21 protein-coding genes are annotated in these 20,089 nt (G+C 52.8%); 15 read left to right on the top strand and 6 right to left on the bottom strand.

What is annotated here, in order from left to right; translation table 11 throughout:
- The first annotated feature begins 2 nt into the window (after positions 1-2).
- The 6 genes from rlpA to lipA all read left to right on the top strand — a co-directional run bounded on the left by rlpA (position 3) and on the right by lipA (position 6,026).
- Positions 3-1,136, top strand: coding sequence for an endolytic peptidoglycan transglycosylase RlpA (gene rlpA / locus NA197_RS10065; RefSeq protein WP_023227396.1), 1,134 nt, complete (start codon positions 3-5; stop codon positions 1,134-1,136).
- Between the two features lie 139 nt (positions 1,137-1,275).
- Positions 1,276-2,487 (top strand): D-alanyl-D-alanine carboxypeptidase DacA, encoded by a 1,212-nt coding sequence (gene dacA / locus NA197_RS10060; RefSeq protein WP_000858711.1) that lies wholly within the window; start codon positions 1,276-1,278, stop codon positions 2,485-2,487.
- A gap of 108 nt (positions 2,488-2,595) precedes the next feature.
- The gene (gene ybeD / locus NA197_RS10055; RefSeq protein ID WP_000850547.1) at positions 2,596-2,859 is read left to right on the top strand and encodes a DUF493 family protein YbeD; all 264 of its coding nucleotides are present in this window, start codon (positions 2,596-2,598) and stop codon (positions 2,857-2,859) included.
- A 99-nt stretch (positions 2,860-2,958) separates the two neighbouring features.
- Positions 2,959-3,600 carry a lipoyl(octanoyl) transferase LipB gene (gene lipB, locus NA197_RS10050; protein ID WP_000284016.1) on the top strand — a complete coding sequence of 214 codons (642 nt, stop codon included), beginning with the start codon at positions 2,959-2,961 and terminating at the stop codon, positions 3,598-3,600.
- 301 nt (positions 3,601-3,901) lie between these two features.
- Positions 3,902-4,855: a YbeF family transcriptional regulator gene (locus NA197_RS10045; protein WP_001282817.1), complete on the top strand. Its 954-nt coding sequence runs from the start codon at positions 3,902-3,904 to the stop codon at positions 4,853-4,855.
- A gap of 205 nt (positions 4,856-5,060) precedes the next feature.
- Complete coding sequence (gene lipA / locus NA197_RS10040; protein ID WP_000042640.1) at positions 5,061-6,026, top strand: lipoyl synthase; 966 nt, start codon at positions 5,061-5,063, stop codon at positions 6,024-6,026.
- 85 nt (positions 6,027-6,111) lie between these two features.
- Here lipA and tatE read toward each other — a convergent pair whose 3' ends face one another.
- The gene (gene tatE, locus NA197_RS10035; protein WP_000503938.1) at positions 6,112-6,315 is read right to left on the bottom strand and encodes a twin-arginine translocase subunit TatE; all 204 of its coding nucleotides are present in this window, start codon (positions 6,313-6,315) and stop codon (positions 6,112-6,114) included.
- 128 nt (positions 6,316-6,443) lie between these two features.
- Positions 6,444-7,232: a deaminated glutathione amidase gene (locus tag NA197_RS10030; RefSeq protein ID WP_023227395.1), complete on the bottom strand. Its 789-nt coding sequence runs from the start codon at positions 7,230-7,232 to the stop codon at positions 6,444-6,446.
- Positions 7,233-7,322: 90 nt separating this feature from the next.
- On the opposite strand from NA197_RS10030, the gene crcB reads away from it, so the two are divergent.
- Positions 7,323-7,706 carry a fluoride efflux transporter CrcB gene (gene crcB / locus NA197_RS10025; protein WP_000939753.1) on the top strand — a complete coding sequence of 128 codons (384 nt, stop codon included), beginning with the start codon at positions 7,323-7,325 and terminating at the stop codon, positions 7,704-7,706.
- Positions 7,707-7,763: 57 nt separating this feature from the next.
- On the opposite strand, the gene cspE is transcribed toward crcB, so the two are convergent.
- Positions 7,764-7,973 carry a transcription antiterminator/RNA stability regulator CspE gene (gene cspE, locus NA197_RS10020; RefSeq protein WP_000034826.1) on the bottom strand — a complete coding sequence of 70 codons (210 nt, stop codon included), beginning with the start codon at positions 7,971-7,973 and terminating at the stop codon, positions 7,764-7,766.
- A gap of 187 nt (positions 7,974-8,160) precedes the next feature.
- The gene (pagP, locus tag NA197_RS10015; protein ID WP_001623090.1) at positions 8,161-8,733 is read right to left on the bottom strand and encodes a lipid IV(A) palmitoyltransferase PagP; all 573 of its coding nucleotides are present in this window, start codon (positions 8,731-8,733) and stop codon (positions 8,161-8,163) included.
- 378 nt (positions 8,734-9,111) lie between these two features.
- Between pagP and dcuC the strand changes: the two genes are divergently transcribed.
- The gene (gene dcuC / locus NA197_RS10010) at positions 9,112-10,497 is read left to right on the top strand and encodes an anaerobic C4-dicarboxylate transporter DcuC (RefSeq protein ID WP_023227394.1); all 1,386 of its coding nucleotides are present in this window, start codon (positions 9,112-9,114) and stop codon (positions 10,495-10,497) included.
- Between the two features lie 53 nt (positions 10,498-10,550).
- Here dcuC and dpiA read toward each other — a convergent pair whose 3' ends face one another.
- Positions 10,551-11,231, bottom strand: coding sequence for a two-component response regulator DpiA (gene dpiA, locus NA197_RS10005; protein ID WP_000138779.1), 681 nt, complete (start codon positions 11,229-11,231; stop codon positions 10,551-10,553).
- A complete protein-coding gene (gene dpiB / locus NA197_RS10000; protein WP_023227393.1) occupies positions 11,200-12,861 on the bottom strand; it encodes a sensor histidine kinase DpiB in 1,662 nt (553 codons plus the stop codon). The genes dpiA and dpiB overlap by 32 nt, the downstream gene beginning before the upstream one ends.
- A 384-nt stretch (positions 12,862-13,245) precedes the next feature.
- On the opposite strand from dpiB, the gene citC reads away from it, so the two are divergent.
- The 7 genes from citC to citT are packed head-to-tail and all read left to right on the top strand — an operon-like array spanning position 13,246 to position 19,983.
- Complete coding sequence (gene citC, locus NA197_RS09995; protein ID WP_000467872.1) at positions 13,246-14,322, top strand: [citrate (pro-3S)-lyase] ligase; 1,077 nt, start codon at positions 13,246-13,248, stop codon at positions 14,320-14,322.
- Complete coding sequence (gene citD / locus NA197_RS09990; RefSeq protein WP_000700679.1) at positions 14,319-14,615, top strand: citrate lyase acyl carrier protein; 297 nt, start codon at positions 14,319-14,321, stop codon at positions 14,613-14,615. The genes citC and citD overlap by 4 nt, the downstream gene beginning before the upstream one ends.
- A complete protein-coding gene (gene citE / locus NA197_RS09985; protein WP_000622342.1) occupies positions 14,612-15,520 on the top strand; it encodes a citrate (pro-3S)-lyase subunit beta in 909 nt (302 codons plus the stop codon). The genes citD and citE overlap by 4 nt, the downstream gene beginning before the upstream one ends.
- Before the next feature lie 9 nt (positions 15,521-15,529).
- The gene (citF, locus tag NA197_RS09980; RefSeq protein ID WP_052932426.1) at positions 15,530-17,059 is read left to right on the top strand and encodes a citrate lyase subunit alpha; all 1,530 of its coding nucleotides are present in this window, start codon (positions 15,530-15,532) and stop codon (positions 17,057-17,059) included.
- A gap of 3 nt (positions 17,060-17,062) precedes the next feature.
- Positions 17,063-17,614, top strand: a complete 552-nt coding sequence (gene citX / locus NA197_RS09975) for a citrate lyase holo-[acyl-carrier protein] synthase (protein WP_001236065.1) — start codon at positions 17,063-17,065, stop codon at positions 17,612-17,614.
- Positions 17,586-18,482, top strand: a complete 897-nt coding sequence (gene citG, locus NA197_RS09970) for a triphosphoribosyl-dephospho-CoA synthase CitG (RefSeq protein WP_064042998.1) — start codon at positions 17,586-17,588, stop codon at positions 18,480-18,482. The genes citX and citG overlap by 29 nt, the downstream gene beginning before the upstream one ends.
- Before the next feature lie 37 nt (positions 18,483-18,519).
- The gene (citT, locus tag NA197_RS09965; RefSeq protein WP_000059029.1) at positions 18,520-19,983 is read left to right on the top strand and encodes a citrate/succinate antiporter CitT; all 1,464 of its coding nucleotides are present in this window, start codon (positions 18,520-18,522) and stop codon (positions 19,981-19,983) included.
- Positions 19,984-20,089 lie beyond the last annotated feature (106 nt).

The raw sequence follows: 20,089 nt of genomic DNA, 5'->3' as shown, positions 1-20,089 counted from the left end.
CAATGCGTAAGCAGTTGCCTGTAATCTGCGTCGCGGCAGGGATAGTACTACTCGCGGCATGTACTAATGACGGCGGTCAGCAGCAAACCACCGTCGCGCCGCAACCTGCGGTATGTAATGGTCCGACTGTGGAAATCAGCGGAGCGGAACCGCGTTATGAACCTCTGAATCCGACCGCAAACCAGGATTATCAGCGTGACGGTAAAAGTTATAAAATCGTTCAGGACCCGTCCCGCTTTAGCCAGGCTGGCCTGGCCGCTATTTATGATGCGGAACCCGGCAGTAATTTAACCGCCTCCGGGGAGATGTTCGATCCGATGCAGCTTACCGCCGCCCATCCGACACTGCCTATCCCCAGCTATGCGCGAATCACCAACCTGGCCAACGGTCGCATGATCGTCGTGCGTATTAACGATCGCGGCCCCTATGGCACCGATCGGGTCATCTCCCTGTCCCGCGCGGCGGCGGATCGTCTGAATACCTCGAATAATACTAAAGTACGGATTGACCCTATTATCGTGGCGCCGGATGGTTCGCTCTCCGGCCCGGGGATGGCCTGTACGACGGTGGCGAAACAGACCTACGCTCTGCCCCCGCGCCCTGATTTAAGCGGCGGAATGGGAAGCGCCTCTTCAGCGCCTGCGCAACCGCAAGGCGACGTTCTTCCGGTCAGTAATTCCACGTTGAAAAGTGACGATACCACCGGCGCGCCGGTGAGCAGCAGCGGCTTCCTCGGCGCGCCGACCACGCTGGCGCCTGGCGTGCTGGAGGGTAATGAACCGACGCCGGCGCCACAGCCAGCGCCGGTTTCCGCGCCGGTGGCGGCTCCAGCGACGGCTCCAGCGACTGCGACGCCGGTAAGCGCGCCTGCCGCCGCTGCCCCGGTGAGTGCGCCAGCCACCGCGGCGAGCGGTCGTTTCGTCGTCCAGGTCGGCGCCGTCAGCGATCAAACGCGTGCGCAGCAGTACCAACAGCGTTTAAGCCAGCAGTTCAGCGTACCAGGGCGCGTAATACAAAACGGCGCGGTCTGGCGTATTCAACTGGGGCCTTTTGCCAGTAAAGCCGAAGCCAGCGCGTTACAGCAACGTTTGCAAACAGAAGCACAATTACAGTCCTTTATCGCCAGCGCGCAGTAACCGATCGCAGGTATCTGTACTGTCAATTTCTGTAAATGACATTAACAAAGTCACGCGGAAAGTCAGATGCCTGCCAGTTATGCTTTTGCTATAGTAGGGCTCTTTTTTTAATTTCATCACGGACGTCGTAGTTCAGACCATGAAGACCACTTTTTCCGCTCGTTTTATGCAGCGCATGGCGCTCACCACGGCGCTTTGTGCCGCGTTTATCTCAACCGCACATGCCGATGACCTGAATATCAAAACTATGATCCCGGGCGTTCCGCAGATCGATGCGGAATCCTACATCCTGATCGACTACAACTCCGGCAAAGTTCTGGCGGAACAAAACGCCGACGAACGTCGCGACCCGGCTAGTCTGACAAAGATGATGACCAGTTACGTCATCGGACAGGCAATGAAAGCGGGTAAATTTAAAGAAACCGACCTGGTTACCGTCGGTAATGACGCCTGGGCCACCGGCAATCCGGTATTTAAAGGCTCCTCGCTGATGTTCCTCAAGCCGGGAATGCAGGTACCGGTCTCTCAGTTGATACGCGGCATCAATCTGCAATCCGGCAATGACGCCTGTGTGGCGATGGCTGATTTCGCCGCCGGTAGCCAGGATGCTTTCGTCGGGCTGATGAACAGCTATGTGAACGCGTTGGGGCTGAAAAATACCCACTTCCAGACCGTACACGGCCTGGACGCCGACGGACAATACAGTTCAGCTCGCGATATGGCGCTGATTGGTCAGGCGTTAATTCGCGATGTGCCTAACGAATATGCCGTTTATAAAGAAAAAGAGTTCACCTTTAACGGCATTCGCCAGTTAAACCGTAACGGTCTGCTGTGGGATAACAGCCTGAATGTGGACGGCATCAAAACCGGCCATACCAGCAAAGCGGGCTATAATCTGGTCGCTTCCGCAACCGAAGGCCAGATGCGATTGATTTCCGCCGTGATGGGCGGACGGACCTATAAAGGCCGTGAAACAGAAAGCAAAAAACTGCTGACGTGGGGCTTCCGTTTCTTTGAAACCGTTAATCCGCTGAAGGCTGGTAAAGAGTTCGCCTCTGAACCCGCCTGGTTTGGTAATACCGATCGCGCCTCGCTGGGCGTCGATAAAGACGTTTACCTGACGATCCCTCGCGGTCGCATGAAAGATTTGAAAGCGAGCTATGTACTGAATACCGCAGAACTGCACGCGCCGCTGCAGAAAAACCAGGTAGTCGGCACCATCAACTTCCAGCTGGACGGTAAAACCATCGAGCAGCGTCCGCTGGTCGTACTGCAAGAGATCCCGGAAGGGAACTTCTTCGGTAAAATCATTGATTACATTAAATTAATGTTCCATCACTGGTTTGGATAAAAATTGAACGCTTGAAAGTGTGATTTTCGTCCCCATATACTATGCATCAGTAAAACTCCCGCCCTGTGGCGGGAGTTGTTATTTTTTTTACGTAATGCCGGAGCTGACATGAAAACCAAACTTAACGAACTGCTTGAATTCCCTACGCCATTTACTTACAAAGTAATGGGGCAGGCGTTACCTGAGCTGGTTGATCAGGTGGTTGAAGTGGTACAGCGCCATGCGCCTGGTGATTACTCTCCGACGGTAAAACCGAGCAGCAAAGGCAACTACCACTCGGTCTCTATCACCATTAATGCCACCCATATTGAACAGGTTGAAACGCTGTACGAAGAACTGGGCAATATTGATATCGTGCGAATGGTATTGTAATACATCCAGACGGTTACCCGGTCTTATCCGGGTAACTCCCCGCCTCCCCCGCTGTGATATACTTTCCTCTCTTTTTTCATTCTCTACGGAGATGCCGTTTTGTATCAGGATAAAATCCTTGTCCGCCAGCTCGGCCTTCAGCCCTATGAAGCTATCTCTCAGGCCATGCATAACTTTACCGATATGCGCGATGAAAACAGCCATGATGAAATCTGGTTGGTTGAGCATTACCCGGTGTTTACCCAGGGCCAGGCCGGTAAAGCGGAACATATATTGATGCCTGGCGATATTCCCGTTGTGCAGAGCGATCGTGGAGGACAGGTGACCTATCATGGTCCGGGCCAACAGGTAATGTACGTTTTACTTAACCTGAAACGACGTAAACTGGGCGTGCGTGATTTAGTCACCCTACTTGAACAGACCGTGGTAAATACGCTGGCTGAAATGGGTATTGAGGCGCATCCGCGCGCCGATGCGCCGGGCGTCTACGTGGGTGAAAAGAAAATCTGCTCGCTGGGTTTACGTATCCGTCGCGGCTGCTCATTCCACGGTTTAGCGCTAAACGTTAACATGGATCTTTCTCCTTTCCTGCGTATCAACCCGTGTGGTTATGCCGGCATGGAAATGGCTAAAATAACGCAGTGGAAGGAAGACGCTACCACGGATAATATTGCGCCCCGCTTGCTGGCGAATATTTTAGCTCTGCTAAATAATCCACCGTATGAATATATTGCTGCTTAATGCGTAAAATATAATGGCCCAAGAAATTTATGGGTCATTAATCATATATGATTTGAATGCTTTACTTCTCCCCCCGCTTTCTATATTTTCGTTATATCCCTGCTGTAGCCGCCAGGCGGCATGGCCTCTTCAGTCCTCATGATGAGGAATTTTCCGTGAACAAAATCCCGGCCTTGCTGTTACTTATCTTATTGAAATGACTAAAAATACATTCATAAGAGTAATTTTGAAACCAACTCATAAATGCAAAATATACTATTTCATCTATTATTCATAATACGAATGAATTCGGAGCCAGAGCGTGAGTGATAATAATCAGGCAGAAAGACAACCGGCCGATCAACACCTACAAGACAAACCGCAAATTTTCAGAACACTGAGAAATATTGACCTCAATCTGTTGACGATTTTCGAGGCCGTATATGTCCATAAAGGGATCGTCAATGCAGCGAAAATTCTTAACCTGACGCCGTCAGCCATTAGCCAGTCCATTCAAAAATTAAGGACTATATTTCCCGATCCGCTGTTTATTCGCAAAGGCCAGGGCGTAACGCCCACGACGTATGCTACGCATCTGCACGAATACATCAGCCAGGGGCTGGAATCTATTCTTGGCGCCCTGGATCTTACGGGCAGCTATGATAAGCAACGCACCATTACAATTGGCACGACGCCTTCGGTCGGCGCGCTAGTGATGCCGATTATTTACCAGGCCATCAGGCCGCGTTATCCTCAGCTTTTGCTGCGCAACATTCCGGTAGACGATGCCGAAAGCCAGCTTAGTCAGTTTCAGACCGATCTCATTATCAATACCCATAGCTATAACAACCGGAGCATTCAGCATCACGTCCTGTTTAGCGATACGCTTGAGATTGTCTGCCGCCAGCATCACCCGTGTCTGGCGAACGCCATTACTGAAGAGAGACTGAACAGCGCGGATCACACCTTTCTGATGCTGGAGGGACAACATCTTTCCCTGCTGCGCCAGCGACTGCAGGAGACATTTCCCGATCAGCAAATCAGTTTTAGCAGCTACAATATTTTTACCATTGCCTCGCTGATCGCCAGCAGCGATCTGCTGGGACTGATGCCCACCCGCTTCTACGACTTATTTAGCCGTTGCTGGCCGCTTGAACGCCTTCCCTACGCGCCGGTGAATAGTGAACAGGTCGAGTTCTCGCTGCATTACAATAAACTGAGTCTGCGCGATCCGGTGCTGGAGAACGTCATTGATATCATCCGTGAGGCGTTCTGACAAAAATGTTGCATTCAGGTCACGGAAGATATGGGCAAACAGCACAAAACAACAACTATTTTACATTTTGCCGGGCTGTCAGGCTGCTTTATGGCCCTTATCAATGATATACTGCGTGTCACAAATTCAAAAATAGTTGATAAATACAACTTTCCCTTGAATTGAAACGCTTTCCTTCGTTATTCGCAACTGGAACACGCACGCTATGAGTAAACCCATTGTGATGGAACGCGGTGTAAAATACCGCGATGCCGATAAGATGGCTCTTATCCCGGTTAAAAATGTGGTCACAGAGCGCGACGCTCTACTACGTAAACCGGAATGGATGAAAATAAAACTTCCGGCGGATTCTACCCGTATCCAGGGCATCAAAGCCGCAATGCGCAAAAATGGCCTGCATTCTGTCTGCGAGGAAGCGTCTTGCCCAAACCTGGCTGAATGTTTCAACCACGGTACCGCTACGTTTATGATCCTTGGCGCCATTTGCACTCGCCGCTGTCCGTTCTGTGATGTCGCCCATGGCCGCCCCGTTGCGCCGGATGCGGAAGAGCCGCAGAAACTGGCGCAAACGATCGCCGACATGGCGCTACGCTATGTGGTCATCACCTCTGTCGACCGTGACGATCTGCGTGACGGCGGTGCCCAGCATTTTGCTGACTGCATCACTGCCATCCGCGCCAAAAGCCCGGAGATAAAAATAGAGACCCTGGTGCCAGACTTCCGTGGACGTATGGATCGCGCGCTGGATATCCTTAACGCGACGCCGCCGGATGTGTTTAACCACAACCTGGAAAACGTGCCGCGTATTTACCGCCAGGTTCGTCCGGGCGCCGATTACAACTGGTCGCTGAAATTACTGGAACGCTTCAAAGAAGCGCACCCGGAAATTCCGACAAAATCGGGTCTGATGGTGGGCTTAGGCGAAACCAATGCGGAAATCATTGAGGTTATGCGCGACTTACGCCGTCACGGCGTTACCATGCTGACGCTTGGTCAGTATCTACAGCCAAGCCGCCATCACCTGCCGGTACAGCGTTATGTCAGCCCGGAAGAGTTTGACGAGATGAAAGCGGAAGCCCTGGCGATGGGCTTTACCCATGCCGCCTGTGGCCCCTTTGTACGTTCTTCGTACCATGCTGATCTCCAGGCCAAAGGCATGGAAGTGAAATGATCGTGTAATAGACGCTTACATTTCAGGCAAAAAAAACCGGCAACTCGCCGGTTTTTTTACTCTGCGGAGCAAGCGCATCGCGCAATTACTCTTTGTGCGAGAGTTTTTCAGCCTGAACGCTACCGTCGACGTCTTTCTTAACGCCCGCGTCTTCATCGTTCATTGCTTTCTTGAATCCTTTAATCGCCGTGCCCAGGTCTCCGCCCAGCGTACGTAACTTCTTGGTACCAAACAGCAGAACAACCAGTGCGGCAACCACCAGCAGTTTGGTAATACTAATCTCACCCATAGATACCTTCTTCACTAAAAACAGGCTGCGTAACGCGCCGGATTAACCTGAGAATATTAACGGTCTTTCGACGCGCGCACACAATAGCAATCTGTAACAAGGTGAATCAAGCTTTGCGTAAAAAAACATCATAATAATTGCGGTGGCGCAAATCGTCGTTGCTGCAAAAGAGGAAGTTGCTCCCGCACCTGGTCTATTCGTTCTCTGAATATTTCCGCGACGATCAGCGCCGGACGATCGGCTGCCGCGGCTATCGTTACCCCCAACGGATCGATAATACGACTTTGACCAATATTACGATTACCACACTCCCCGGCCGCAATCATATAGCAGGTGGTATCCAGCGCTCTCGCCGCCAGCAGCGTCGACCACTGCTGCTCTTTCAACGGGCCGCGAACCCAGCCCGTCGGCAGCGCCAATACGTCAGCCCCCTGTAAAGCCAGCGCTAACGCCATGTCCGGAAAGCGCAGGTCATAACAGGTCATAAGCCCCACCTTAACCCCCTCCACGTCCAGCACAGGCGCGATAACGGTTCCGGCATCAATACTTTGGGATTCTTGCATCGAAAACGCATCATAGAGATGCAGCTTCGCGTAACGCGCGACAATGTGACCCGCCCGTAGCGCCACCAGCATATTAACCGCCCGTCCAGGCGTTGACGGGACAAGGATAGTGAATATCGTCGTCATATTATTATGAGCGCTTTCTTCCTGAAGCCGCGTCATAAACGCGCCATCCAGCGGCTGCGCGGCGCGAATCGGCAGGTCAAGGTCGATGTCATCTCGCGCTAATATCCCCTCAGGCAGCACCAGAAGCGATACGCCGCGGCCCGCCGCCTGAGCCATTAACGAAACGCAAACTTGCGCATTCTTTTCCCATACAGAACTCACCACAAACTGCCCGGCTGCAACGAACATATCCCCTCCCACACCTCTGTCAGGACTCGCCAATTATGCGTGTTCGGCGTTACACTCCTCCTGTATAGCAACTAAATAAAGGATTCGGCAGTGTTACAGCTTCTTTTAGCAGTTTTTATCGGCGGTGGAACGGGGAGCGTAGCCCGGTGGATGCTCAGTATGCGTTTTAATCCGCTTCATCAGGCGATTCCCATCGGTACGCTAACAGCAAATTTGCTTGGCGCGTTTATTATCGGCATGGGGTTCGCCTGGTTTAACCGCATGACACATATCGATCCGATGTGGAAAGTGCTCATTACGACTGGCTTTTGCGGCGGCCTGACGACCTTTTCTACTTTTTCTGCCGAAGTGGTATTCTTGCTGCAAGAGGGGCGCTTTGGCTGGGCGCTGCTGAATGTGCTGATTAACCTGTTGGGTTCGTTTGCCATGACGGCGCTGGCATTCTGGCTATTTTCCGCCGCAGCGGCGCGTTAAGCGCAAAAAAAACCCGCCGAAAGGGCGGGTTTTGAAATCTTGCTGTCGGACGTATGCTTACAGAGCAGTTACGTTTGCAGCGGAAGGGCCTTTGGCACCGTTAGTGATTTCGAACTCTACGCGCTGACCTTCAGCCAGAGTTTTAAAACCATTGGTCTGGATTGCAGAGAAGTGTACGAACACGTCTTTGCTGCCATCTTCCGGAGTAATGAAACCGAATCCTTTGGATTCATTAAACCACTTAACGTTACCTTTAATCTTAGACATCAAAATTACCTTTACATGAAAAATAGACACAAATGCTGTGTCGGATACCAGTACAACAATTGTGATGCATTTTGTCCAGTCGAACTTTGCGAAAAAGTGATAAATATCGCGTTAATTTTTAGCAAACCCTATCTACTTATTGTTTTTTAAGGCTTTTTAATTCACAACAGAACAATGCCCTTCCCCGTCAAAACTGGAAACGCATCCAGGCGAAATAGACGTTTCCGTTGTTATACGAACCCGGAATGTAGGTCATCTGAAAGGTAGCGGGACCATAGCCTATCGACGCTAAAGGCAACAGCACAGGGATGGGAATATAATTCCAGTTGTCGCGCGCGGTAACGCCTGCGGTAAAGCCCAGTCCCAGACGAAAATTATCGTCTTCCAGCGGTCGCCAGGTTTTTTCCCAGCCATAACCGCCTATGGGTTCCCATTTGTTAAATGAATCTTTAAAGGCCATCATATAGAGGCCATGCCAGTTGCCTTTGTCGTCCCAGCGCGACTGACCAAAACCAACGCCCCACGGCCGCTCGTTATAGCGATCCGTTTTCTCTTTATCGTAGGCAAAGCGCGCATGCCAGGTAATGGCGGGGACATACAAATCATAATGCTCAGGCTGTCGCCACGTTTCTGCGACGTTATCGGTAAACGTGTTAAACCACCCTTTATCCGCCGCAGAGACTGAAGGAATAGCCAGCCATGGCATAACAAGGAGAGCAATAATAAGAAAATACTTTCTGATAATCATCACAACAGCCATACCGTTCAAAAATTCGACTGTGATAATAACAACATTAACCTGAATAAAATCTTAACAAACTATAAACAGAGAATAATCTGAGAGAGTATCGGGTTAACGGCGTTTGATTTAGCACTCAGAACCGTCGCGCGCTCCTTAATAAGCTTTCACAAAAAACACAAAACAAAGCACAACAAATAAAACAATAAAATAACAATAAATTAATACTTATAGCGCTACAGAAAATTCGTATAAGCATATTTCATCTTTAGCGATGACATGAAAAAATAACCGCGCCGTGATTTTAATCAGTAAGGCGCCATCCTTTATTCGGTACATTTTTATACCACTTTTGTGGTTCTTATTTTTACTCTGGGTGTCGATAAGACAGGGGAAACAATGCTAACAGTTATAGAGCTCCTTATCGGAGTCGTCGTTATTGTGGGTGTAGCGCGCTACATCATTAAGGGATATTCCGCCACTGGCGTTTTATTTGTCGGCGGTCTGGTTCTGCTTATTATCAGCGCGCTGATGGGGCATAAGGTATTACCTGCCAGCGAAACCAGTACCGGCTATACCGCAACAGATATTGTTGAATACATCAAAATTTTGCTTATGAGTCGCGGCGGCGATCTTGGCATGATGATCATGATGCTGTGCGGCTTTGCCGCCTATATGACGCATATCGGCGCGAATGATATGGTCGTGAAGCTAGCGTCGAAACCTTTACAGTACATAAACTCGCCCTACCTGTTGATGATTGCCGCCTATTTTGTCGCCTGCCTGATGTCGCTGGCCGTCTCTTCCGCGACGGGGCTTGGCGTACTGCTCATGGCTACTCTCTTCCCGGTGATGGTCAACGTCGGCATTAGCCGCGGCGCGGCGGCGGCTATTTGCGCTTCGCCGGCCGCCATCATCCTCTCGCCAACGTCTGGCGATGTGGTTTTAGCCGCAAAAGCGGCGGAGATGCCGTTAATCGATTTTGCGTTCAAAACCACGCTGCCGATTTCCATCGCCGCCATTATCGGTATGGCGATTGCGCATTTTTTCTGGCAACGCTATCTGGATAAAAAAGAGAACATTTCACATGAGATGCTGGACGTGGCGGAGATTACCACCACGGCCCCGGCGTTTTATGCCCTTTTGCCGTTCACGCCCATTATCGGCGTACTGATTTTTGACGGTAAATGGGGGCCGCAGTTGCACATTATTACCATTCTGGTGATCTGTATGCTGCTGGCCGCCGTGCTGGAATTCGTGCGCGGCTTCAACACGCAAAATGTGTTTTCCGGCCTGGAAGTGGCTTATCGCGGCATGGCGGATGCGTTTGCCGGCGTTGTGATGCTGCTGGTCGCGGCGGGCGTTTTCGCCCAGGGGCTGAGCACCATTGGCTTTATCCAAAGTCTGATCTCGATTGCCACTTCTTTTGGTTCCGCCAGCATTATTCTGATGCTGGTATTAGTGATTTTAACCATGCTGGCCGCGATGACCACCGGTTCAGGCAATGCGCCTTTTTACGCCTTTGTTGAGATGATCCCTAAACTGGCGCACTCCTCCGGTATCAACCCAGCCTATTTATCCATCCCAATGCTGCAAGCCTCAAACCTGGGGCGCACGATTTCGCCGGTCTCCGGCGTCGTGGTCGCTGTCGCCGGGATGGCTAAAATATCACCGTTTGAAGTGGTGAAGCGCACGTCCGTTCCGGTCATCGTCGGTCTGTTGATCGTCATTATCGCCACGGAAATTATGGTGCCAGGCGCCTCTTCCAGCGTTACTGGCAGCTGATAGCCGGTAAGCCGGGGCGAGGGAAAACATCGCCCCGGCATCTTAAACCAGGCTTAGCCGCCGTGGTAAATACGCTGCGGCCTGCCCACTTTGCCATGAATAATCTCTGCGACAATCAGGTGCCGACTCGCGCAATATTCCAGGTAGCGTCGGGATGTGGTGCGGCTTATCGTTAAGGCCTGCGCGACCGTTTCAGCCGTATGGCGTACGGTTGGATCGGCAAACAGCTTCATCACCGCATTAAGGGTTAAGGCATCAATACCTGTCGGCAAATCCCCTTTCGGTTCGCCGCGCGCATAGGCGTTGAACATTTCATCTATCTGCTTCTGGCTTGCGCTATCCGCGCTCGCCAGCATACGTCTGCGCTGTTGATAGCGGGTCAGCGTCTGCCCCAAACGCTCATAAGCAATAGGTTTGACCAGATAATCAAACGCGCCGCTACGTACCGCTTCCGCTACCGTCTCCATGTCACTGGCGGCGGTCGTAAACACAACGCCGCCGGGATAGCGCGACTGCATTAATTCATGCAGCAGCGTAATCCCCTTCCCATCCGGCAGATAATTATCCAACAGAATTAATCCAGGTTTGAACCGGTCAATCATCATTCTCGCCTGCGCCAGATTGCCCGCCAGCCATATCTGCTTAAAGCCAGGAATATGGCGGATATATTCTGCGTGCATCTCCGCCAGCAGCGTTTCATCCTCAACGATCAATAGGGTTAATGGTTCTGTCATCGTTTTTTTTCACTTTCGGAAGGAATAAAGAAAATAAGGTGCCACAAGGATCATTGTCTTCCAGCGTAATGACCCCGCCACAGCGCCCCACATAACTTGCAATCAGATATAACCCGATACCATGCTCACCGGGTTCGTCGGTGCGGGTACTTACGCCCTGTTCAAAAATTTTTTCCCGCAGCGCTTCAGGAACGCCGCAGCCCTGGTCAGCGACCTCTATCACCACCTCGTCGCCCTCGTCGCTCAGGAAAAGTTCGATGGTATTGTCGCCTTCCTGTGTACGCAAACTCGCCTCAAACGCGTTATCCAGCAGATTCCCGACGATGGCGGCGAACTCCGTGCTATCCAGCCCCTCCGGCAGTTGATGTAGCTGGCTGCCGGGAACAATCACCATCTTGAGCCCCAGTTCACGCGCGCGCTGAACTTTGCCAAACAGCAAACCGGCCACCTGACGATCGGCGAAGGCGCCGCGTAAACTATCAATAAGTTGCTGCTGCGCCTGCGATTCGCCCTGCACCATCTCTCTGACCCGATCATACTCTTTCATTTGCAGCAGGCCGTTCAGAGTCGACATCCAGTTCAGGTGCTCATGGCGTAGCGTGCGCAGGCTCTCAACATACTGTTTAATCTGGGTTAGCTGCGCGTTCAACGTCGCGATTTCATCTTTGCTGCGAAAACTAATAATAGCGCCCAGCAGCTCCTCGCCGGAACGGATAGCCTCACGATTGGCGATGACGCTCAGGCCATTGAAGTTGGCCATCACGTCCTGGCGTCTTTCCGCGATCTGGCAGGTAAAAAAGTCTGCCGGATTGACGACTTCCGCTATCAGCTTGCCCAGCCACTGACGCCCCGGCGACGGCAGCCCCAACATTTTTCTCGCACTGCGGTTAATCGCGGTAATATGTCCCTCCGGATCAACGGCGATCAGCCCTTCATAAACCGAGCTAAATAACGCCTCCTGCTGGCGTACCACGCGCGCAATCTGTTTCGGCTCCATGCCCAGCATTTGTCGGCGGATATGCGCGGCGAAAAACCAGGAAAGCAGCATTAATACCACCAGCAACAGGACAAAAACCCCCGCCATCGGTAATAAGAAGTCCAGCCGCCAGGAGTCGATTTTACTGACCAGATAGCCAATTGAAACAACGCCGATCACGTTGCCTTTGTTGTCAAAGATAGGCGTTTTGGCGCGCATCGCCATCCCTATTGAGCCCTTACCGGTAATGAAATAACTTTCTCCTCTTTCCAGCGCGCCGGGTTTCGTAAACTGCATGGGATAGCCGATTTTTTCCGGATTCGGATGGTAAAGCCGGATCGAGTGGCGATCGCCTATCACCACATAGTCAAAATCCGTCCCGCGCTGCAGTTTATTCGCAATTATCGCCAGGCGTTTATAGTCCCGGCTTTTTACGGCAGCGATAATGCTGTCGTTAGAAGCAATAATTTTTGCCTGATTCATCGCCATATCACGAACATGGGACGCCAGATAATCTTCGAAACTGGCAGACAAATATTGTGCTAACGCTGCCACGATGAAAACAGAAACCACCAGAATGAGCAGAAAAATACGTAACGGAAACGCGAGTTGCCGAAAAAAAGGAAACAGCTTTTTATTTTTCTGATAGGACATTAAGGTTCCTTATGGGCATTTCTCTTCAGATTTATCGCAAATGTAATAAAAATGTTTTGAGTATCTTGAAGCATATAAAAACCAATCGTTACAGATTCCCCACATTAAATCAATTAAACAACTAAAACCCACCGCCGGAATGGCGATTAAATTAATTAAAAAACTTAAAACCATAAAACACTTAAAAACCATCTAACGCTTTGTGAAATAAATCAAAATTTACCACCAAAATACTCCTTACGATGTATACGTCAGAGAGAAAAATAAATAACTCGTCATAAAAATACTCCCACTCTGACTGAAAAGAAAAAGTTATCAAGTTGCAACACAGCGCAACATATACAGAAAAGTGGCAACAAGCATATCACCAGGATATTTCTTACTATGTTTGGCAATAATGTATTCACTCGGGTAAAACGCTCTGAAAATAAAAAAATGGCGGAGATCGCTCACTTTCTCAAAGAGAATGATTTAAGCGTCGATACCACTGTAGAAGTGTTTATTACCGTCAGCCGTGATGACCGTCTTATTGCCTGCGGCGGTATTGCCGGAAATATCATTAAATGCGTGGCCATTAGCGAATCAGTACGCGGCGAAGGCTTAGCGTTAACGCTGGCGACGGAATTGATTAATCTCGCCTGGGAACGGCACTGCACCCATCTTTTTATTTATACCAAAACGGAATACGAAGCGCTGTTTAAACAGTGCAGCTTTTCGACGATAGCCAGCGTCCCTGGCGTGATGGTCTTAATGGAAAATAGCGCGACCCGGTTGAAACGGTATGCGGAATCGCTGGCGACATTGCGTCATGAGGGAAAGAAAATTGGCTGTATTGTGATGAACGCCAATCCTTTCACGCACGGCCATCGCTATCTGATCCAACAGGCGGCGGCACAGTGCGACTGGCTGCATCTGTTCCTGGTCAAAGAAGATACGTCACGCTTTCCCTATGAAGACCGACTCGATCTGGTCCTTAAAGGGACTACCGATATCCCGCGCTTAACCGTTCACCGCGGCTCCGAATACATTATTTCTCGTGCGACGTTCCCCTGCTATTTCATTAAAGAGCAGAGCGTCATTAATCACTGTTATACCGAAATCGACCTGAAGATTTTCCGCCAGTATCTGGCGCCCGCGCTTGGCATCACACACCGCTTTGTCGGTACGGAGCCGTTTTGCACCGTTACCGCCCAGTACAACCTTGATATGCGTTTCTGGCTGGAGACGCCAACGCTTCCCGCCCCACCCATTACGCTGGTGGAAATAGAGCGGCTTTGCTTCCAGGAGACGCCGATATCCGCCTCCTGGGTACGCAAGCTGCTGGTTAAACACGATCTCACGGCTATCGCGCCGCTGGTTCCCGACGCCACCCTGCGCTATTTGCAGGGCATGGTCGAACGCCATCCGGGCAGCGCGGCAGCCCGTCAAAAGTCCCCCGTATTAGCAACAGGTGAAAAATGAAAATAAACCAGCTAGCCGTCGCAGGCACGCTTGAGTCCGGCGATGTGATGATACGCATTGCGCCGCTCGATACGCAGGATATTGACCTGCAAATCAACAGTAGCGTTGAAAAACAGTTTGGCGAGGCCATTCGCGCCACCATCCTGGAGGTGCTTTCTCGCTACGACGTGCGCGGCGTACAACTGAACGTCGATGATAAAGGCGCTCTGGACTGCATTTTGCGCGCCCGACTGGAAACGCTACTGGCGCGCGCCAGCGGTATTGCCGCTCTGCCCTGGGAGGATCGCCAATGATTTCCGCCTCTCTGCAACAACGTAAAACCCGCACCCGCCGCAGTATGTTATTCGTACCGGGCGCCAACGCGGCGATGGTGAGCAATTCGTTTATCTACCCGGCCGACGCGCTGATGTTCGACCTGGAAGACTCCGTTGCATTACGCGAAAAAGACGCGGCGCGCCGTCTGGTATATCACGCGCTGCAACACCCGCTTTACCGTGACGTCGAAACCATTGTCCGCGTGAATGCGCTGGATTCCGAATGGGGCGTCAACGATCTGGAAGCGGTCGTGCGCGGCGGCGCGGACGTGGTGCGTTTACCGAAAACCGACACCGCGCAGGACGTCATTGATATCGAAAACGAAATTCTGCGCATTGAAAACGCCTGCGGTCGCGAACCGGGCAGTACCGGCCTGTTAGCCGCCGTGGAATCGCCGCTGGGTATTACCCGCGCGGTAGAAATCGCCCACGCCTCTGAACGGTTGATCGGGATTGCGCTGGGCGCGGAAGACTATGTTCGCAACCTGCGCACCGAACGCTCTCCGGAAGGCACCGAACTGCTGTTCGCCCGCTGCGCCATTTTGCAGGCCGCGCGTTCCGCCGGCATTCAGGCCTTCGATACCGTCTATTCCGACGCCAACAACGAAGCCGGTTTCCTGCAAGAAGCCGCCCACATTAAACAGTTGGGCTTTGACGGTAAGTCACTGATCAACCCCCGCCAGATAGAACTGCTGCACAACCTTTATGCGCCGACGCGTAAAGAGGTCGCCCATGCGCGTCTGGTCGTTGAGGCCGCAGAAGCCGCCGCCCGCGAAGGTCTCGGCGTCGTTTCCCTTAACGGCAAGATGGTCGACAGCCCGGTGATTGAACGCGCCCGTCTGGTGCTCTCCCGTGCAGAACTTTCCGGTATTCGCGAAGAATAAGGCAAAAAAATGACGCAGAAAAATGAATCTCAACGCCAGGATCGCGTAGCCGCCTGGAGCCGTCACGCTGAAAGCGAACTGAGCGCTTACCACAGTGCGGCAAAATTGGATCTACAAGCGCAAAAACCGCGCGACCACAAACTGTGCGCCAGCCTGGAAGAGGCCATCCGCCGTTCCGGTTTACGCGACGGCATGACGGTCTCCTTTCACCACGCTTTTCGCGGCGGCGATCTGACGATTAACCTGGTGATGGAAACCATCGCGAAGATGGGCTTCAAAAATCTGACCCTGGCCTCCAGCTCGCTGAGCGACTGCCACGCGCCGCTGGTTGAACACATTCGTAACGGGGTGGTCAGCCGCATCTACACGTCAGGCCTGCGCGGCCCGCTGGCGGAAGAAATTTCTCGCGGCCTGCTGGCTGAGCCGGTTCAGATTCACTCCCACGGCGGTCGTGTGCATCTGGTACAAAGCGGCGAACTCAATATTGATGTTGCGTTTCTTGGCGTGCCCTCCTGCGATGAATTCGGTAATGCTAACGGTTATACCGGCAAAGCCTGTTGCGGTTCACTGGGCTACGCGATGGTGGATGCCGACAGCGCGAAGCAGGTCGTGATGCTGACGGAGCAACTGCTGCCGTATCCGCATAACCCGGCAAGCATCGCTCAGGATCAGGTTGATCTGATCGTGCAAATCGAAGAAGTCGGTGATGCAAACAAAATCGGCGCTGGCGCGACCCGCATGACCACTAATCCGCGTGAACTGCTGATCGCCCGCAGCGCGGCGGAAGTCATTGCTCACTCCGGCTACTTCAACGAAGGTTTCTCCCTGCAAACCGGCACCGGCGGCGCATCGCTGGCGGTCACCCGCTTCCTGGAAGACAAAATGCGTAGCCGCAACATTGTGGCTAATTTCGCGCTGGGCGGTATCACCGCCACCATGGTCGACCTGCATGAAAAGGGCTTAATCCGCAAACTGCTTGACGTGCAGAGCTTCGATCGTAACGCTGCGCAATCTTTGGCCCGCAACCCGAACCATATCGAAATCAGCGCTAACCAGTACGCCAACTGGGGCTCTAAAGGCGCTTCCGTTGACCGTCTGGACGTGGTGGTACTGAGCGCGCTGGAAGTAGACACCCACTTCAATGTTAACGTGCTGACCGGCTCCGACGGCGTTCTACGCGGCGCGTCCGGCGGTCACTGCGATACCGCCGTCGCGGCGGCGCTGTCCATCATCGTCGCGCCGCTGGTACGCGGTCGCATCCCCACGCTGGTTGATAACGTCACCACCTGCGTCACACCGGGCTCCAGCGTCGACATTCTGGTCACCGATCACGGTATCGCCGTCAATCCGGCGCGTCCGGAGCTGGCTGAACGACTGCAAGCAGCGGGAATGAAAGTGGTATCGATTGAGTGGCTGCGCGAACGCGCGCAACTGCTTACCGGTCAGCCCCGCCCTATCGAATTCACCGACCGCGTGATTGCTGTCGTGCGTTATCGCGACGGTTCAGTGATCGATGTGGTGCATCAGGTGAAGGAATAAGCCATGCGCCTGTTTCCTGAACTCGCCACCTGTCACGACGTTTCTATTCCTGAGCTGCTCGCCAGCCGGGATGAGAGACAAGCAAGACAGCGCGCCTGGCTAACGCGCCACGCCACTCCGCTGGTCTCCTTTACCGTGGTGGCGCCAGGCCCGATAAAAGACAGCGCGTTAACCCGCCGGATCTTTAATCACGGCGTGACTGCCCTGCACACACTGGCAGAAGAGTATGGCTGGACCATCCGGGAGCAGGCTGCACTGGTTTCCGCCAGCGGGCCGGAAGGGCTGCTGGCGATTGACGCGCCCGCTCAGGCGCTCAAACAGGCGACCATCGCACTTGAACAGCGTTATCCACTGGGGCGCCTGTGGGATATCGATGTCCTGACGGCGGAAGGCGAAATACTCTCCCGCCGCCATTTCGCGCTTCCCGCTCGCCGCTGTCTGCTGTGCGGGCAAAGCGCGGCTGAATGCGCGCGGGGTAAAACCCACGCGCTGACTGATTTACTGATTCATATGGAGGCGCTGCTGCATGATGCCGATTCCCGCCAACCCGACTAACGCCTCCATTCAGCCGCGGTCGCTGTACGACGCCTGGGCCGATTTGGCCTGGCGCGCCATGCTGACCGAGGTAAATTTATCGCCAAAACCCGGTCTGGTAGACCGACTAAACTGCGGAGCGCACAAAGATATGGCGCTGGCGGATTTTCACCGCAGCGCGGAGGCGATTCGACAATGGCTGCCGCGCTTTATGGAATATGGCGCCAGCTGCACGCGCCTGCCGCCAGAGTCGGTTCTGGCGGGCCTGCGTCCATTGGGGATGGCCTGTGAAGCAGCGATGTTTCGCGCAACGGCGGGCGTCAATACCCATAAAGGCAGCATTTTCTCGCTGGGGTTACTGTGCGCCGCCATTGGCCGCCTGTATCAGCTACGCCAGCCGATCGCCGCAGAAACCCTCTGCGCTACCGCCGCCGATTTTTGCCGCGGCCTGACCACGCGCGAACTGCGCCAGAACAACCTACAGCTCACCGCAGGTCAGCGGCTGTATCAGCAACTGGGATTAACCGGCGCGCGCGGTGAAGCGGAAGCGGGCTATCCGCTGGTCATCCGCCACGCATTGCCGCACTACCGCGCATTACTGGCGCAGGGGCGCGATCCGGAACTGGCGCTGCTTGATACCTTACTGCTGCTGATGTCGCTTAACGGCGATACCAACGTCGCGTCGCGCGGCGGGGCGGACGGTCTGCGCTGGTTACAGCAGCAAGCGGCGTCCTTATTACATCAGGGCGGCATACGGACGCCTGACGATCTCGTTTATCTCCACCGGTTCGATCAGCAATGCATTGAACGCAATCTCAGCCCAGGCGGTAGCGCCGATCTGCTGATCGTGACCTGGTTTTTAGCGCAAATTTCGCAAGTTAATCATTAACACAATTATAGAAAATATCCTTTCCGGAGAGTCATTTATGTCTTTATCCAAAGATAATATATGGAAGTTGTTGGCCCCATTAGTGGTGATGGGCGTCATGTTGCTAATTCCTGTTCCAGATGGTATGCCGCCGCAGGCCTGGCACTATTTTGCGGTTTTCGTCGCGATGATTGTCGGTATGATCCTGGAGCCGATCCCGGCGACAGCGATCAGTTTTATCGCCGTAACCATTTGCGTTATCGGCAGCAATTACCTGCTATTTGACGCTTCAGAACTGGCCGATCCGGCGTTTAAAGCCAGTAAACAGGCGCTGAAATGGGGGCTTGCCGGTTTCTCCAGCACCACGGTCTGGCTGGTTTTCGGCGCGTTTATTTTCGCGCTGGGCTACGAAGTGACCGGACTGGGGCGCCGCATTGCGCTGTTTTTGGTAAAATTCATGGGTAAACGCACGCTGACGCTCGGCTATGCGATTGTCATTATCGATATTTTGCTGGCGCCGTTTACTCCCTCCAATACGGCTCGTACCGGCGGGACTGTCTTCCCGGTCATCAAGAACCTGCCGCCGCTGTTTAAATCGTTTCCAAACGATCCTTCCGCACGCCGCATCGGCGGTTATTTGATGTGGATGATGGTGATCAGTACCAGCCTGAGCTCTTCGATGTTTGTCACTGGCGCGGCGCCGAACGTGTTAGGTCTGGAGTTCGTCAGCAAGATCGCCGGCGTCCAGATTAGCTGGCTGCAGTGGTTTCTCAGCTTTCTGCCGGTAGGGATTATTTTACTGATCGTTGCGCCGTGGCTCTCCTATGTGCTTTATAAACCTGAAGTGACCCACAGTGCGGAAGTCGCAGCCTGGGCTGGCGGCGAGTTAAAAAACATGGGGCGTCTGTCCCGCAAAGAGTGGACGCTGATTGGCCTGGTGCTGCTTAGCTTAGGATTGTGGGTTTTTGGTGGAAAAATCATCAACGCCACTGCCGTGGGTCTGCTGGCCGTCTCGCTGATGCTGGCGCTGCATGTTGTGCCGTGGAAAGACATTACGCGCTACAACAGCGCCTGGAACACCCTGGTGAACCTCGCTACGCTGGTGGTCATGGCCAATGGATTAACCCGCTCCGGCTTTATTGACTGGTTCGCCAATACCATGAGTACGCATCTGGAAGGTTTCTCGCCGGATGCAACCGTGATTGTACTGGTACTGGTGTTCTATTTCGCGCACTATCTGTTCGCCAGTCTTTCCGCTCACACCGCGACCATGCTGCCGGTCATTCTGGCGGTGGGTAAAGGCATTCCGGGCGTTCCGATGGAACAACTGTGTATTCTGCTGGTGCTGTCTATCGGTATCATGGGCTGTCTGACGCCGTATGCCACCGGCCCTGGTGTGATTATCTACGGCTGCGGTTACGTGAAATCCAGAGACTACTGGCGGCTTGGCGCAATCTTTGGCGTTATCTATATCGCGATGCTGTTGCTGGTGGGCTGGCCGATTCTGGCAATGTGGAATTAAACATTACGCCAACGTAGGTTAAAAATGATGCCGTTCAGGTTCACCTGAGCGGCATTTTTTATGATTAAATGAGTAACATTCATAATGTCTATAAATTATCGAATTC

It is taken from the genome of Salmonella sp. NW884 (assembly GCF_051700745.1).
Classification (GTDB): domain Bacteria; phylum Pseudomonadota; class Gammaproteobacteria; order Enterobacterales; family Enterobacteriaceae; genus Salmonella; species Salmonella enterica.
This window is presented reverse-complemented; position numbering and strand designations above follow the sequence as displayed.

Excerpts from the sequence above, each read along its gene's own strand:
- rlpA (WP_023227396.1), top strand. The coding sequence starts at position 3 with ATGCGTAAGCAGTTGCCTGTAATCTGCGTCGCGGCAGGGATAGTACTA.
- dacA (WP_000858711.1), top strand. The coding sequence starts at position 1,276 with ATGAAGACCACTTTTTCCGCTCGTTTTATGCAGCGCATGGCGCTCACC.
- ybeD (WP_000850547.1), top strand. The coding sequence starts at position 2,596 with ATGAAAACCAAACTTAACGAACTGCTTGAATTCCCTACGCCATTTACT.
- lipA (WP_000042640.1), top strand. The coding sequence starts at position 5,061 with ATGAGTAAACCCATTGTGATGGAACGCGGTGTAAAATACCGCGATGCC.
- tatE (WP_000503938.1), bottom strand. The coding sequence starts at position 6,315 with ATGGGTGAGATTAGTATTACCAAACTGCTGGTGGTTGCCGCACTGGTT.
- NA197_RS10030 (WP_023227395.1), bottom strand. The coding sequence starts at position 7,232 with ATGTTCGTTGCAGCCGGGCAGTTTGTGGTGAGTTCTGTATGGGAAAAG.
- cspE (WP_000034826.1), bottom strand. The coding sequence starts at position 7,973 with ATGTCTAAGATTAAAGGTAACGTTAAGTGGTTTAATGAATCCAAAGGA.
- pagP (WP_001623090.1), bottom strand. The coding sequence starts at position 8,733 with ATGGCTGTTGTGATGATTATCAGAAAGTATTTTCTTATTATTGCTCTC.
- dcuC (WP_023227394.1), top strand. The coding sequence starts at position 9,112 with ATGCTAACAGTTATAGAGCTCCTTATCGGAGTCGTCGTTATTGTGGGT.
- dpiA (WP_000138779.1), bottom strand. The coding sequence starts at position 11,231 with ATGACAGAACCATTAACCCTATTGATCGTTGAGGATGAAACGCTGCTG.
- dpiB (WP_023227393.1), bottom strand. The coding sequence starts at position 12,861 with ATGTCCTATCAGAAAAATAAAAAGCTGTTTCCTTTTTTTCGGCAACTC.
- citC (WP_000467872.1), top strand. The coding sequence starts at position 13,246 with ATGTTTGGCAATAATGTATTCACTCGGGTAAAACGCTCTGAAAATAAA.
- citD (WP_000700679.1), top strand. The coding sequence starts at position 14,319 with ATGAAAATAAACCAGCTAGCCGTCGCAGGCACGCTTGAGTCCGGCGAT.
- citE (WP_000622342.1), top strand. The coding sequence starts at position 14,612 with ATGATTTCCGCCTCTCTGCAACAACGTAAAACCCGCACCCGCCGCAGT.
- citF (WP_052932426.1), top strand. The coding sequence starts at position 15,530 with ATGACGCAGAAAAATGAATCTCAACGCCAGGATCGCGTAGCCGCCTGG.
- citX (WP_001236065.1), top strand. The coding sequence starts at position 17,063 with ATGCGCCTGTTTCCTGAACTCGCCACCTGTCACGACGTTTCTATTCCT.
- citG (WP_064042998.1), top strand. The coding sequence starts at position 17,586 with ATGATGCCGATTCCCGCCAACCCGACTAACGCCTCCATTCAGCCGCGG.
- citT (WP_000059029.1), top strand. The coding sequence starts at position 18,520 with ATGTCTTTATCCAAAGATAATATATGGAAGTTGTTGGCCCCATTAGTG.